Annotated in this window: 12 protein-coding genes; 1 reads left to right on the top strand and 11 read right to left on the bottom strand. The window is 68.3% G+C overall.

The genetic code is table 11. From position 1 onward, the window contains the following. Positions 1 to 111: 111 nt before the first annotated feature. Positions 112 to 534, top strand: a complete 423-nt coding sequence (locus tag KHC28_RS07555) for a DoxX family protein (RefSeq protein ID WP_214007736.1) — start codon at positions 112 to 114, stop codon at positions 532 to 534. Between the two features lie 124 nt (positions 535 to 658). Here KHC28_RS07555 and KHC28_RS07550 read toward each other — a convergent pair whose 3' ends face one another. The 11 genes from KHC28_RS07550 to miaB all read right to left on the bottom strand — a co-directional run bounded on the left by KHC28_RS07550 (position 659) and on the right by miaB (position 12,303). Next, positions 659 to 2,443, bottom strand: a complete 1,785-nt coding sequence (locus tag KHC28_RS07550) for a tetratricopeptide repeat protein (RefSeq protein WP_246564491.1) — start codon at positions 2,441 to 2,443, stop codon at positions 659 to 661. Positions 2,444 to 2,688: 245 nt separating this feature from the next. Continuing rightward, positions 2,689 to 3,093 carry a phage holin family protein gene (locus tag KHC28_RS07545; RefSeq protein WP_214007735.1) on the bottom strand — a complete coding sequence of 135 codons (405 nt, stop codon included), beginning with the start codon at positions 3,091 to 3,093 and terminating at the stop codon, positions 2,689 to 2,691. Then, entirely contained in the window at positions 3,093 to 3,440 is a 348-nt protein-coding gene (locus tag KHC28_RS07540) for a hypothetical protein (RefSeq protein WP_214007734.1), read from the bottom strand. Before KHC28_RS07540 ends, KHC28_RS07545 begins: the two co-directional genes overlap by 1 nt. A 77-nt stretch (positions 3,441 to 3,517) precedes the next feature. Further along, entirely contained in the window at positions 3,518 to 4,261 is a 744-nt protein-coding gene (gene trmB / locus KHC28_RS07535) for a tRNA (guanine(46)-N(7))-methyltransferase TrmB (RefSeq protein ID WP_214007733.1), read from the bottom strand. Positions 4,262 to 4,395: 134 nt separating this feature from the next. Next, positions 4,396 to 5,589, bottom strand: coding sequence for a methionine adenosyltransferase (gene metK, locus KHC28_RS07530; protein WP_214007732.1), 1,194 nt, complete (start codon positions 5,587 to 5,589; stop codon positions 4,396 to 4,398). A gap of 121 nt (positions 5,590 to 5,710) precedes the next feature. Continuing rightward, the gene (locus tag KHC28_RS07525) at positions 5,711 to 6,121 is read right to left on the bottom strand and encodes a helix-turn-helix domain-containing protein (RefSeq protein ID WP_214007731.1); all 411 of its coding nucleotides are present in this window, start codon (positions 6,119 to 6,121) and stop codon (positions 5,711 to 5,713) included. A gap of 105 nt (positions 6,122 to 6,226) precedes the next feature. After that, complete coding sequence (gene lnt / locus KHC28_RS07520; RefSeq protein ID WP_214007730.1) at positions 6,227 to 7,909, bottom strand: apolipoprotein N-acyltransferase; 1,683 nt, start codon at positions 7,907 to 7,909, stop codon at positions 6,227 to 6,229. Next, complete coding sequence (locus KHC28_RS07515) at positions 7,899 to 9,161, bottom strand: hemolysin family protein (RefSeq protein ID WP_214007729.1); 1,263 nt, start codon at positions 9,159 to 9,161, stop codon at positions 7,899 to 7,901. Before KHC28_RS07515 ends, lnt begins: the two co-directional genes overlap by 11 nt. 6 nt (positions 9,162 to 9,167) lie before the next feature. Then, on the bottom strand, positions 9,168 to 9,686 hold the full coding sequence (ybeY, locus tag KHC28_RS07510; RefSeq protein ID WP_214007728.1) for an rRNA maturation RNase YbeY: 519 nt from the start codon (positions 9,684 to 9,686) through the stop codon (positions 9,168 to 9,170). Beyond that, entirely contained in the window at positions 9,683 to 10,822 is a 1,140-nt protein-coding gene (locus KHC28_RS07505; RefSeq protein WP_376772650.1) for a PhoH family protein, read from the bottom strand. The genes ybeY and KHC28_RS07505 overlap by 4 nt, the downstream gene beginning before the upstream one ends. 35 nt (positions 10,823 to 10,857) lie before the next feature. Beyond that, positions 10,858 to 12,303 carry a tRNA (N6-isopentenyl adenosine(37)-C2)-methylthiotransferase MiaB gene (gene miaB / locus KHC28_RS07500; RefSeq protein ID WP_214008156.1) on the bottom strand — a complete coding sequence of 482 codons (1,446 nt, stop codon included), beginning with the start codon at positions 12,301 to 12,303 and terminating at the stop codon, positions 10,858 to 10,860. Positions 12,304 to 12,496 lie beyond the last annotated feature (193 nt).

Raw genomic sequence — 12,496 nt, 5'->3', positions numbered from 1 at the left:
CAAAATAGCAATATTGGTTGAGATTTTCCGGCTATCGCGTGCTTCCATGCGATGGGTTAGCTCTGGTGCACGGTTACTTCACCCCATCGCACCAGACACGGAACTCACACCATGCTCGACAATCGCTCCGCCCCCTATGGCGTCTTCATCCTGCGCGTCGCCCTCGGCCTCATGTGGATCTCGCATGCGCTGATGAAGTATGTCGTCTTCACCGTCCCCGGATTCGCCGGCTATCTCGACAGCATTGGGATGCCCGGCGCGCTCGCCGGACCGGTCATCCTCGCCGAACTGGTCGGCGGCGTGCTCATCGTCGCCGGCCTCTATGCCCGTCACGTCGCCCTGGTCATGATCCCGGTCATGGTCGGTGCCATGAGCGCGCATATCGGCAATGGCTGGCTGTTCTCGGTCCCCGGCGGCGGCTGGGAATACCCCGCCTTCCTGATCGCGACCTCCTTCGCCCTGTGGCTGCTCGGCGACGGTGCCTTCGCGCTGCGCTCGCGCCCGCTGCTGTTCGCCCGCGCCGCCAACGCCTGAACGCCCGACGCCTGAGTACCTCCCAAAAGCACATCGCCGGCCAGGTGACGCCACCTGGCCGGCGATGCTGTTTCACAGGAGAGCGGCCGGAAGCTCCGTCCCGCTCGGATCCGTTCGACCCCGGTCAGCCGCCCTGGCCGGCCGGCTTGTCGGCCGGCGGTGTCGCCGGCTTCTCGGCGGTGGTGTTAATCTGCGCCGCCTCGGTCTTCTGCGCCTCGTCGAGGCCGACGGCGATCTTGCGCTCGATCTTGGCAAGGTCGGCCGGCTCGGGGTTGAGGTCGCGGGCATGGTTCCACTTGAACCGGGCCTCCAGATGCCGCCCCACCTTCCAGTAGGCGTCGCCGAGATGGTCGTTGATGACAGCCTCGTTCGGCTTCAGCTCGACCGCCCGCTCCAGCTCGCGCACCGCGTCGTCATATTTGCCGATGCGGTAATAGGCCCAGCCGAGGCTGTCGATGAAATAGCCGTCATCCGGCCGGAGCGTCACCGCCTTGCGGATCATCTCCATGCCCTGGTCGAGATTGACGCCCTGGTCGATCCAGGAATAGCCGAGATAGTTCAGCACGTGCGGCTGGTCGGGACGCAGCTCCAGCGCCTTCTTCAGGTCGGCTTCCGACTTCGCCCACTGCTTGGTGCGCTCGTAGCCGATGCCGCGGAAGTAGAACAGCATCCAGTTCTGGCCGGTCGGGGTGCCGATCTGGTCGATCGCCCGCGTGTAGATCTCCACCGAGCGGTCGAACTGCTCGTTGGCGCGCAGCACGTCGCCCAGCGCCATCATGGCGCGCAGGTCCTTGGGGTTGCGGCCGAGCGCCTCTTCCAGCGTCTTCTCGGCCTCGTCCTTCTTGCCGGCGGCGTTGAGGTTGATGCCGAGCTGGATGTCGGCGTTCAGCTTCAGCGGCGAATCGGCCGGCACGGCGCGGAACAGCGCGATGGCTTCGTCATGCTTGTTCAGGCTCTCGAACAGGTCGGCAAGCGTCACCTCGATCAGCGGATGCGAGGGATCGAGCCAGCGGCCGAGCTGCAGATAGACCATGGCGAGGTCTTCGCCGCCCTGGCGGCCGAGCGCGGCGCCGAGGCCGTACATCACCTCGGCGGCGCCGGCCTGCGGCGTGTCGATCAGCGGCGGCAGCGTCTTGCCGGCGTCGAGCTGCGCCATGGCGCGCTCCACCAGCGGATCGTTCGGCGCCACCTTGTCATAGGCCTCGTAGGTCTCGACCGCGAGCTTCTTGTTGCCGCTGCGCGAGGCCCAGCGGGCATAGGCGTCGACGACCCGCAGCGAGCGCGGATCGACCCGCACCGCCTGTTCCAGCCGCTGGCCGGCTTCCTTGCGCATGCCGGCGGCGTCGAGGATCAGCCCGGCATGCAGCGCCTTGAAGCCGGCATACCATTCCGGCCCCTGCAATTCGTCGATGGAGGCGACCGCCTGGCGGGCATTGCCGGAGCCGAACTGCGCCCAGGCGCTGAGCAGGGTCGAGTTCAGTTCGGCGATGGCGCCGTCGCCGGCACGGCGCAGATTGGAGCGCGCGGTGACATATTGCTTGCCCTTGATCGCCTTCACGCCGAGCACCAGCCGGGCGAGCGCGTGCTCGGGGTCGATGCGCACGATGCGCTGGGCGAGCTCCACCGCCTCGTCGATCGAGCCATCGGCGAGCAGGGTGAGGAAGGCGCGCTCCAGGATTTCGCCATTGCGCGGGAACACCCGCACCAGCGCCCGGTAATAGGCGGCGGCGGCACCGGTGTCGCGCTCGGCGAGCGCGAGGCGGGCGGCGAGATAATTGCCGGCGGGCGAGGAGCGGGCGATCAGCGCCGCCGACGGCGCCTCGGCCTTTGCCGCGCTCGCCCCGCCAAGGGCGGTGAGCAGGGCGAGTACGGCCACACCCGGCCGCAGCGACGAGCGTCGAAACGTCAAATCCAAAACCTCCAGCGGCGAAGCGTGGTCAGCCGCAACCGATCGGACAGCCGATAGCCCAGATTGCCACTCAAATAGTTACCCAACTGGCTACGAGCCGAGGGGCCACCATCCGGGCGGCTGATTCCTGGGCGACTGCCGAGGCGGCCTCCCAATGCCAGCGGGCAGATTGTTCCTTTTTGCCAGCTCCCGCAAGAACGGGGCGGGCCTCGGAACAGCCTGAGTCGCGCACGAAGCCGAGAGTTTCAGATACGTCGGCCAAGAATAAGGCCGACAATCGCCGCAACCGCGGCAATCCCCACCACGGTCTGGGCGGCGAAGGGCGGCTCGGCGGGGCCTGCCTCGGGGCGAATCGGCGCCGCCCGCAGGCCGACCAGCGGCAGCGCCTGCCGGCGGGCCGGCGATTTCAGCCGCGCATAGGCGATGATCAGCAGGACGGTGCCGAGCACGAAGCACAGCGCCGCGATCAGCAGCGCCGCCACCAGCGGGTCGTAAGCCTCGGCCAGCGCGATGAACAAGGCCGCCATCGCGGCGATGAGCGCGCCGCCGAACAGCAGCGCGCCGAGCAGCAGCAACAGCGCGGTCGTCGCGGTGCGGCGCAGCGCCAGATTGACCTCCGCGCCGACGAGACCGAGCAGCAGCTTCAGCATCACCGGCCCCGCGAGATCAGGCCGAAGACGAAGCCGATGCCGAGCGCCGCGACCACCGCGGCGAAGGGATTGCGCTCGATGGCGCCACTGGCGTCGCGGCACAGCGCGGAGGCGCAGGCCTTGGCGTCCTCGACGGCGGCCGCGCCCTCGTCGAGCAGGCCGGCGGCGGTGGCCTCGGCCTGCGCCTTGCCGCTGCGCACCTTCTCCTTCACCGTCTCGGCGGCGGCGGCGCCTTCCTGCTTGGCGAGCGCGGCCAGCGATTCGGCGAGCTTGGCGACGTCCTCGCGCAGGGCGGCGAGGTCGGCGGTGAGCTTGGAGAAATCTTCCTGCGGATTCGGATCGGCCATGCTCGTCTCCTGTGCCATACCCCGGTGATGCCGGCGATAACGTTCGCGGCGCGCTGGGGTTCCACCTTATGCGGTAGTCAGATGCGGCGGAACTCGTAATAGCCCGGGATACGTCCCTCGCGCAGCGCCTTCGCCTCGTAGCGGGTGCCCGGCCAGCCGGCGAAGGGGCGGCGCCAGTCGTCGGCGACGCGGGCGGTCCATTCGAAGCGGGCATCGGCGAGTAGGTGGCGCAGCGTCCAGGCGGCGTAGTCCTCGACATCGGTGGCGAAGCAGAAATGCCCGCCCGGCGCCAGCAGGCGGGCGAAGCGGTCGATATTGTCCGGGCGCACGAAACGGCGCTTCCAGTGGCGGCGCTTCGGCCAGGGGTCGGGATAGAGCAGGTCTATGCGTTCCAGCGAGCCGGCGGGAAGCGCGTCGAGCAGCGGCACCACGTCGTCGCCATAGAGCCGCACATTGGCGAGCCCGGCCTCGACGATGCCCGTCGTCGCCTTGGCGACGCCGTTCACGAAGGCCTCGGCGCCGATATGACCGATGCCGGGATGCTGCGCCGCCTCGGCAAGCAGGTGCTCGCCGCCGCCGAAGCCGATCTCCAGCCGCACCGCGCTGACCGGCACCGGGAACAGCGCCGCGAGCGGGGCCTCGCCGAGCGTGGCGAGGTCGATCTGCAGGCGCGGCAGGTCCTGTTCGAGGTGCTGGGCCTGCAGGGCGCGCAGCGGCTTGCCCTTGCGCCGGCCGTAGAAGGCGGTGCCGGACGCGGCGGCGTCGTGGCCGTGCTCGTCGGCGCGAGTTTCGTCCGGGCTGGTCTCGTCCGGGCTGATCATGGTCGTTACCGAAAAACGAAGCGGGGCGGACCCGCAGATCCGCCCCGCATAAGATCAGGAATCAAAAGGCGCAAGCGGCACGAGCCTATGGCCCATGCTGATGGCCTATGCCGACGGCCGGTCCCGGCGTGCGCTCAGCTCACCGCCGCGCGGATCGCCGCGGCGAGGTTGGTGCGCTCCCAGGAGAAGCCGCCATCTTCTTCCGGCGCCCGGCCGAAATGGCCATAGGCGGCGGTGCGGGCATAGATCGGCTTGTTGAGCTCGAGATGCTCGCGGATGCCGCGCGGGCGCAGGTTCATCACCTCGCGCAGCACCTTCTCCAGCTTGGCTTCCTCGACCACGCCGGTGCCGTGCAGGTCGACATAGACCGCGAGCGGGTCGGAGACGCCGATGGCGTAGGCGAGCTGGATGGTGCAGCGCTGGGCGACTTCCGCCGCCACCACGTTCTTGGCGAGGTAGCGCGCGGCATAGGCGGCCGAGCGGTCGACCTTGGTCGGGTCCTTGCCGGAGAAGGCGCCGCCGCCATGCGGGGCCGCGCCGCCATAGGTGTCGACGATGATCTTGCGGCCGGTGAGCCCGCAATCGCCGTCCGGTCCGCCGATGACGAACTTGCCGGTCGGGTTGACGTGCCAGATGGTGCCGGGGGTGATCCAGCCTTCCGGCAGCGCCTCGCGGATATAGGGTTCGACGATGGCGCGCACGTCGTGCGACGACAGGTCGGCGTCGAGATGCTGGGTCGACAGCACGATCTGGGTGACCTCGACCGGCTTGCCGCCTTCGTAGCGCACGCTCACCTGGCTCTTGGCGTCGGGGCCGAGCACCGAGCTCTCGCCGGAGTGGCGGGCATTGGCCAGCAGCTTCAGGATGCGGTGCGCGTAATAGATCGGCGCCGGCATCAGCTCCGGCGTCTCGCGGCAGGCATAGCCGAACATGATGCCCTGGTCGCCGGCGCCTTCATCCTTGTTGCCGGCCGAATCGACGCCCTGGGCGATGTCGACCGACTGGGCGTGCAGCAGCACCTCGATATCGGCGTCTTCCCAGTGGAAGCCGTCCTGCTCGTAGCCGATATCCTTGATGGCGAGGCGGGCGATGTGGGTGACGAAGTCACGGGTAATGGCGGCCGGGCCGCGGGTCTCGCCGGCGATCACCACCCGGTTGGTTGTGGCGAGGGTTTCGCAGGCGACGCGCAGATGGCTCGGATCCCAGCCGAGCTTCGGGCCTTCGCGGAAGAACGCATCGACAACTTCATCGGAAATACGATCGCAGACCTTATCGGGATGGCCCTCGGAAACGGATTCGCTCGTGAAAATATAGTCTTGTCGAGACATGCGTCGGATCCTCATCTCATCGCCGGCGCAACGAAAAAACGTCCGGCCGCCTTTTTTGGCAACACGGATGAGGCAGGTCAAGTTTTCCGGACGAATTTGTTCGGAAAAACGAACGGCGCGATCAGGCCGCACCGCCCTGGTCGGCAAGGGTCTCGACGAGGTCGACGATCCGGCGACGCACCTTGGGATCGGAGATGCGGGTGAAAGCGCGGGTAAGCGCCAGGCCTTCGGAGGTGGCGAGGAAATCAGCCACATAGGCCGGCGAGCTGTCCTCGGCGAAGCCGGGCGCGACGGTGCCGGTGCTGGGCGCACCCTCGAAAAAGAACGCAACCGGCACGGCCAGCACGGTCGAGATGTGCTGCAGCCGGCTGGCGCCGATGCGGTTGGTGCCCTTTTCGTATTTCTGAATCTGCTGAAAAGTAATCCCTAAGCTTTCTCCCAGCTTTTCCTGACTCATGTTGATCATCATCCGGCGCATGCGCACCCTGCTACCAACATGCTTATCAATTGGGTTGGGAGACTTCTTGGTCATCGGCTTCCCCGAAACGGACAAAAAAATACCTCCCCTGCCCGCAGCGAGTAGGGAAAGCGCATCGATCAGGGCAGGCAGTCTAGGCAAACTACGCGCACACGTCGATCAATCTGCACGTGTATATCCTCGTTGCGATGCAAAGGCGAGTAGCAGAAACAGCGTCGCGAGGAAGTTGGATACAAGATTGCCAATATTGGCATAAATGGTGCGCGGAAGTGCTTGCGGCAATGCGCCATCAAGCACGCCGCGCGCACCCAACGGTAGAAGGCCGATCACGCGTCCGAGCGGATCGACAATGGCCGAAATGCCGTTATTCGTAGCGCGGACCAGCGGTAATCCCTCTTCGATCGCGCGCATGCGGGCCTGCTCGAAATGCTGGAACGGTCCGGGCGTGTCGCCGAACCAGGCATCATTGCTGACGTTTAGTAATAGGCCCTGACGATGCAATTCATAGGAATTGCTTACCGATACAATTTCGGCGGGGAATATTGCTTCGTAACATATTAACGGTAGGACCGGGGGCAATCCCGAAATTTCCATCGGTTTTCGGTCCGTCGCGGCCGAAAAACCACCGCGCACACGCGTCAGTTGCTGCAAGCCCAGCGCTTCCAGCGTTTCCTGGAACGGTAGGTATTCGCCGAACGGAACGAGATGCACCTTGTCGGCGGTGGCGATCGTCCGCCCCTGTGAATCGAGCGCGAGCAGGCTGTTATAGATCGCCGGGCGCTGGTTCGGCCGTTCCTGCAGCCGGCCGGCGCCGGTGATCAGCGTCGTGCCCGGCGGCAGCATGGTGCGCAGCCGCGCCAGCGCCTCGGGCTCGCGCTCGAGGAAGAACGGGAAGGCCGATTCCGGCCAGAACAGATGGGTGATGCCGTCGAGCCCGCCGGCGCTCTCGCTGGTGGCGATGTAGAGGTCCATTACCTCGCGTCGGGCCTCGTAGCGGAATTTCTGGTCCTGCGGCAGGTCGGGCTGCATCAGCCGCAGCTTGACGCCGGGCACCGTGCCGACCTCGACATGGGCGAGGCGCCAGGCGCCGCCGAGCCACATCCCCGCCAGCACCAGCGCGGCGGCGAGTGGCGGCCCGAGGCGCGCCCACCGGGAGCGGGAGCCGTCGACCAGCGCCGCCGGCGTCGACAGGCAGGCGAGGGTCACGAGGCACAGCCCGGCAACGCCGAACACTGCGCTCGACTGGGCGAAATTCAGGTCGTTGCCCAGCGCGTAGCCGAAATTGTTCCACGGGAAGCCGGTGAGCAGCGTGCCGCGCAGCCACTCAGTGCCGGTCATCAGCGCCGCGAAGCCGAGGAAGCGCGCCGGCCCGCGCGGCCATAGCAGCATGCAGGCGCTGGCGCCGAGCCCGGTATAGAGCGCGAGATAGGCCGGCAGGCCGAGCACGGCGAACGGCATCAGCCAGGCGAAATCGTCGGCCTGCACCAGGAAGGCGGCGCCGATCCACCACAGCCCGGCGACGAAATAGCCGAGGCCGAAGCACCAGCCGAGCCCGAAGGCCGGCCCAAATGCCGCGCGCACTCCCGTGGCGCGCGCGCGCACGCCGTCGAGCAGCAGCACCAGCACCGGCAAGGTCAGCGCCAGCAGCGGCCACAGCCCGAAGGGCGGCATGGCGAGTGCCGAGACCGCTCCGGCGGCCAGCGCGATCAGCCCCCGCCGCCGGAGGGAGCCGTGTCGCAGCAGGCCGACGAAGCGATCGAGCAGGCCGCTTGCCGGACGGCCGGCCACCGAGCGGTCGCCCGACGGCCCGGCCGCGCCGGCCGGCAACGTGTCACGCCGCATCGGGGCCGCGCAGAGCCGCACGGTTTTCGGCCGCACGGTTTTCGGCCGCGCGCGGATCCACGAGGCGCGGATCCGCCACACGCGGGTCGGTGCCGGCCTGCTGGGCCGGCGGCGGCAGGCTGGCCGAAGGCGCGGCGGGCTCGTCGGCCGGCCGCTCGACGGCATCGCGCCCCGCATGGCCGTTGCCGCGGGCGGGCGAGATGCGCAGCCGCTTCACCCGGCGCGGATCGGCGTCGAGCACCTCGATCTCGAAGGCGCCCGGGCCGGAGACGATCTCGCCGCGCACCGGCACCCGGCCGGCGAGCGTCACCAGCAGGCCGCCCAGCGTGTCGACCTCCTCGGCCTCCTCGCCGGTGGCGAAGGCCGGGTCGACCATCTCGGCCACCTCGTCGAGGCCGGCGCGGGCATCGGCGATGTAGCTGCCATCCGCCTGGCGGGCGATCATCGGCGCCTCGTCGTCGTCGTGCTCGTCCTCGATGTCGCCGACGATCTCCTCGACGAGGTCCTCCATCGAGACGATGCCGTCGGTGCCGCCATATTCGTCGATGACGAGGGCGAGATGGATGCGGCTCGCCTGCATGCTGGCCAGCAGCTCGATGGACGGCATGGAGGGCGGCACGAACAGCAGCCGGCGGATCAGCCGCGCCGCGCTCAGCGAGGCGGACAGGTCGATCGCCTTGAGGTTGAAGGCCGGCGCCAGCTTCGCATCGCCCCGGTTCTCGCCCGGCTCGGGCCGCGGCGGGCGCGGACGGCCGAGCGCGGCGGGCGGACGCGAGGTCATGGCGCGCTGGGTCAGATAGGTGACGAGGTCGCGGATATGGACCATCCCCACCGGGTCGTCGAGCGTGTCGTCATAGACCACGAGGCGGGAATGGCCGGCATCGGCGAACACCGCGAGCAACTCGCCGAGCGGAATGTCCTTCTGCACCGCGACGATATCGGCGCGGGGCACCATCAGGTCGCCCACCCGCTGCTCGCGCAGCTCGAGGATGCTTTTCAGCATCGCGCGCTCGGTCGCCGACAGGTCGGCGCTGATATCGGCATTGGAGGCCAACGCCTCTGCGAGATCGCTGCGCAGCGAACCGGTGGTCCGCCATCCGCCGATCAGGTGGCGCAGCCGGTCGAGCAATCCTCCCCGCCCCTCGCTGGCGCGCGGCTCGGCGGGAAGCGGGGAGGAACTTATACTTGGCCCGTCGCTGGCGTCGGCGGGGGGCAGCGTCTTGGAGACGGGGTTGGAAACAGGGTCGGACATGGCCTTCTAGTGGGTTTGATGAACAGGTTCGGTCTCGGCATAGGGATCGGCGATGCCGAGGCCGGACAAGATCCGCCGCTCCATCGCTTCCATCTCCTCGGCCTCGTCCGGCGTCTCGTGGTCGAAGCCGAGCAGATGCAGCATGCCGTGAACGGCGAGATGCGTCAGGTGGTCGTCGAAGCTCTTCTCCTCGGCGGCCGCCTCGCGGGCGACGGTTTCATGGGCGATGGCGATATCGCCCAGATGGGGCTCTCCGGCCTCCCGCGCCACCTGCGGCGTCGGGAATGATAGCACGTTTGTCGCCTTGTCCTTGGAGCGCCAGTCGCGATTGAGCGTGCGGATGCCGGCGTCGTCGGTCAGCATCACCGCCACCTCGCCGCTCTCGAGGCCGAGATCGTACTCCGCCATCGCCCCGGCATGGGCGGCGCGGATTGCCCGCGTCACCAGCTCGGCGGCGCCGGGATGCGCCGACCACTGATCGGCGGTGGCCAGCACGTCGACCTCGATGGCGAAGTCCTCGCTCATTGCGGCGGTTCCTCCGTGGGGGGCGGCACGGCCTCGATGACCGGCGCCGGTGCCGGCTCCCGCGCCGGCGTGGCGGCCCGGCGGATGGCGGCGGCCTTGCCGTCATAGGCGGCGACGATGCGGCCGACCAGCTCGTGGCGCACCACGTCGGAGGCCTCGAAGTGGCACACCTCGACCCCCTCGACGTCGCGCAGCAGCGACACCGCCTCGCCGAGCCCGGACACCTGGCCGGGCGGCAGGTCGATCTGGCTGGGGTCGCCGGTGATGATCATGTGCGAGTTCTCGCCCAGGCGGGTGAGGAACATCTTCATCTGCATCGAGGTGGTGTTCTGCGCCTCGTCGAGGATGACGCAGGCATTGGCCAGCGTGCGCCCGCGCATGAAGGCCAGCGGCGCGATCTCGATCTCGCCGGAGGTCAGCGCCCGCTCGACGAAATTGCGGTCCATCAGATCGTGCAGCGCGTCGTAGATCGGCCGCAGATACGGGTCGACCTTCTCCTTCATGTCGCCGGGCAGGAAGCCCAGCCGCTCGCCCGCTTCCACCGCCGGGCGCGACAGGATCAGCTTGTCGACCACGCGGCGCTCCAGCAGGTGCACCGCATAGGCGACCGCCAGCCAGGTCTTGCCGGTGCCGGCCGGGCCGACGCCGAACACCAGCGTCTGCCGCTTCAGCGCGCGGATATAGGCGTCCTGCGCCAGGGTGCGGGCGCGCACCGGGCGGCGTCGCAGCTGGATCTCGTCGAAGCTCTGCTTCTTGGTCGCCGGGTCGAAGTCGAACAGGAAGCCTTGGGAAGCCGCCTCGCGCAGCACGCCCTCGACGTCGCCGGGGGCGATCTCGCCGCCCTTTTTCAGCCTTGCATAGAGGGTTTCGAGCACGTGGCGCGCCTGGTCGCAGGCCTCGCGCGGGCCTTCCAGCGTGACATGGTTGCCACGCTGCTCGGCGACGATGTCGAGCCGTCGCTCGATGGTGGCGAGGTTCTGTCCGTAATTGCCGAACAGCAGGCTGGCCAGCCGGTTGTCGTCGAAGGCGAGTACGGTCTGGCCGGGCGTTTCGGTGTCGGGAGGCAGCCAGCGGGCCGCCGGGGCCGCCTGAGCCGTCGTCCCGCTTCCACGCGCTCCCGTCCGGGTCGCCACCAGTGTCCGATCCGTGTCCGATCCCCCACGACGCACCATCAGGCCTCCAGTTGTTCGTCCTGCCTCACTAAGTTCGCGCCGGCCGGCACGCCCTCGGGCCAGAATTCGCCCGCGACGATGTCGCCGGAAAGACTTTTGGTGCTGACGTCGCGGATCACGACGCTGGCGAGCGTGCCGATCGCCTCGCGCGGAGCCAGCACCACCACGGATTGGAGATAGGGCGAGCGCCCGATCAGCTGGCCGGGCAGCCGGCCGGGCTTCTCGAGCAATATGTCGAAGCGCCGGCCGCGGCAGGCGGCGTCGAACGCCGCCTTCTGCTTGTCGAGCAGCGCCTGCAGCGCATAGATGCGCTCGTTCATCGCCGCCTCGGGCACCTGCGCGCCCAGGGTCGCCGCCGGCGTGCCGGGGCGCGGCGAGTATTTGAACGAGAAGGCGCCGGCGAAGCCGACCTTGTCCACCAGGTCGAGCGTGTCGGCGAAGTCGGCGTCTGTCTCGCCGGGGAAGCCGACGATGAAGTCGGAGGAGAAGGCGATGTCCGGCCGCGCCGCCCGTACCTTGGCGACCAGCTCGAAATAGGCCTCGCGCCCGTGCTTGCGGTTCATCGCGTCGAGGATGCGGTCGGAGCCGGACTGCACCGGCAGGTGCAGATAGGGCATCAGCTGGGGCATGTCGCGATGGGCGGCGATCAGCTCGTCGTCCATGTCGCGCGGATGGCTGGTGGTGTAGCGGATGCGGGCGATGCCCGGCACCTCGGCGACGCGCGCCATCAGCTCGGCGAGATTGGCGCTGCGGCCATGGTCGTCGAGCCCGTGATAGGCGTTGACGTTCTGGCCGATCAGCGTCACCTCGCGCACGCCGCCATCGGCGAGGCGCTTCACCTCGTCGAGGAGGCGCCCGAGCGGACGCGACACTTCGGCGCCGCGTGTATAGGGCACCACGCAGAAGGTGCAGAACTTGTCGCAGCCTTCCTGCACGGTGACGAAGGCGGTGGGGCCGCGCTTGGCGATCGCCTGCTTGGTCGGCGGGGCGAGGAAGTCGAACTTGTCCTCGACCGGGAATTCGGTCTCGACGATGCCCTTCTTGTGCTGGCCGTGCTTTTCCTGCGCCAGCGCCACCAGTTCGGGCAGCTTGTGGTAGCTCTGCGGCCCGACCACGAGGTCGACCATGCGGGCGCGCTTGATGATCTCGGCGCCCTCGGCCTGGGCGACGCAGCCGGCCACCGCCACCATCGGCTTGCGGCCGGCCTCTTCCTGCGCCACGCGCAGCCGGCCGAGCTCGGAATACACCTTCTCCGCCGCCTTTTCGCGGATATGGCAGGTGTTGAGAATGATGAGGTCGGCATCATCAGGCTTGTCGGTCTCGACATAGCCTTCCTTGGCCATGGTGTCCGTCATGCGCTGGGCGTCATAGACGTTCATCTGGCAGCCGAAGGACCGGACGTAAATCTTGCGTGCATTCCCCGGCTCTCGCACGTCGTGCGGCATCTGGGTTTCGCGCGCTTCCTGCAAGTCACTCATGGCGTCTCGATCGACCCGCCCTGCCCGGCCGCACCGGCCGCAGGGTCGCTGAAGGTTGAGGACACGGCGCGCTTGTCATGCGCCCGTGACGAGGCGCCTCCGCTTACCGCCGCTCGTTCCCTGGTCGAGATCGTCTACGTCTCCTCGGTCGACACCTGTC

It is taken from the genome of Ancylobacter sonchi (genome assembly GCF_018390695.1).
In the GTDB taxonomy this organism is placed as follows: Bacteria; Pseudomonadota; Alphaproteobacteria; order Rhizobiales; family Xanthobacteraceae; genus Ancylobacter; species Ancylobacter sonchi.
The sequence above is the reverse complement of the archived record's forward strand: the minus strand, read 5'-3'. Positions and strand labels throughout refer to the sequence as shown.

What these genes read in the sequence shown, in the direction of transcription:
- KHC28_RS07555 (WP_214007736.1), top strand. Translation starts at nt 112, where the DNA reads ATGCTCGACAATCGCTCCGCCCCCTATGGCGTCTTCATCCTGCGCGTC.
- KHC28_RS07545 (WP_214007735.1), bottom strand. Translation starts at nt 3,093, where the DNA reads ATGCTGAAGCTGCTGCTCGGTCTCGTCGGCGCGGAGGTCAATCTGGCG.
- KHC28_RS07540 (WP_214007734.1), bottom strand. Translation starts at nt 3,440, where the DNA reads ATGGCCGATCCGAATCCGCAGGAAGATTTCTCCAAGCTCACCGCCGAC.
- trmB (WP_214007733.1), bottom strand. Translation starts at nt 4,261, where the DNA reads ATGATCAGCCCGGACGAGACCAGCCCGGACGAAACTCGCGCCGACGAG.
- metK (WP_214007732.1), bottom strand. Translation starts at nt 5,589, where the DNA reads ATGTCTCGACAAGACTATATTTTCACGAGCGAATCCGTTTCCGAGGGC.
- KHC28_RS07525 (WP_214007731.1), bottom strand. Translation starts at nt 6,121, where the DNA reads ATGACCAAGAAGTCTCCCAACCCAATTGATAAGCATGTTGGTAGCAGG.
- lnt (WP_214007730.1), bottom strand. Translation starts at nt 7,909, where the DNA reads ATGCGGCGTGACACGTTGCCGGCCGGCGCGGCCGGGCCGTCGGGCGAC.
- KHC28_RS07515 (WP_214007729.1), bottom strand. Translation starts at nt 9,161, where the DNA reads ATGTCCGACCCTGTTTCCAACCCCGTCTCCAAGACGCTGCCCCCCGCC.
- ybeY (WP_214007728.1), bottom strand. Translation starts at nt 9,686, where the DNA reads ATGAGCGAGGACTTCGCCATCGAGGTCGACGTGCTGGCCACCGCCGAT.
- miaB (WP_214008156.1), bottom strand. Translation starts at nt 12,303, where the DNA reads ATGCCGCACGACGTGCGAGAGCCGGGGAATGCACGCAAGATTTACGTC.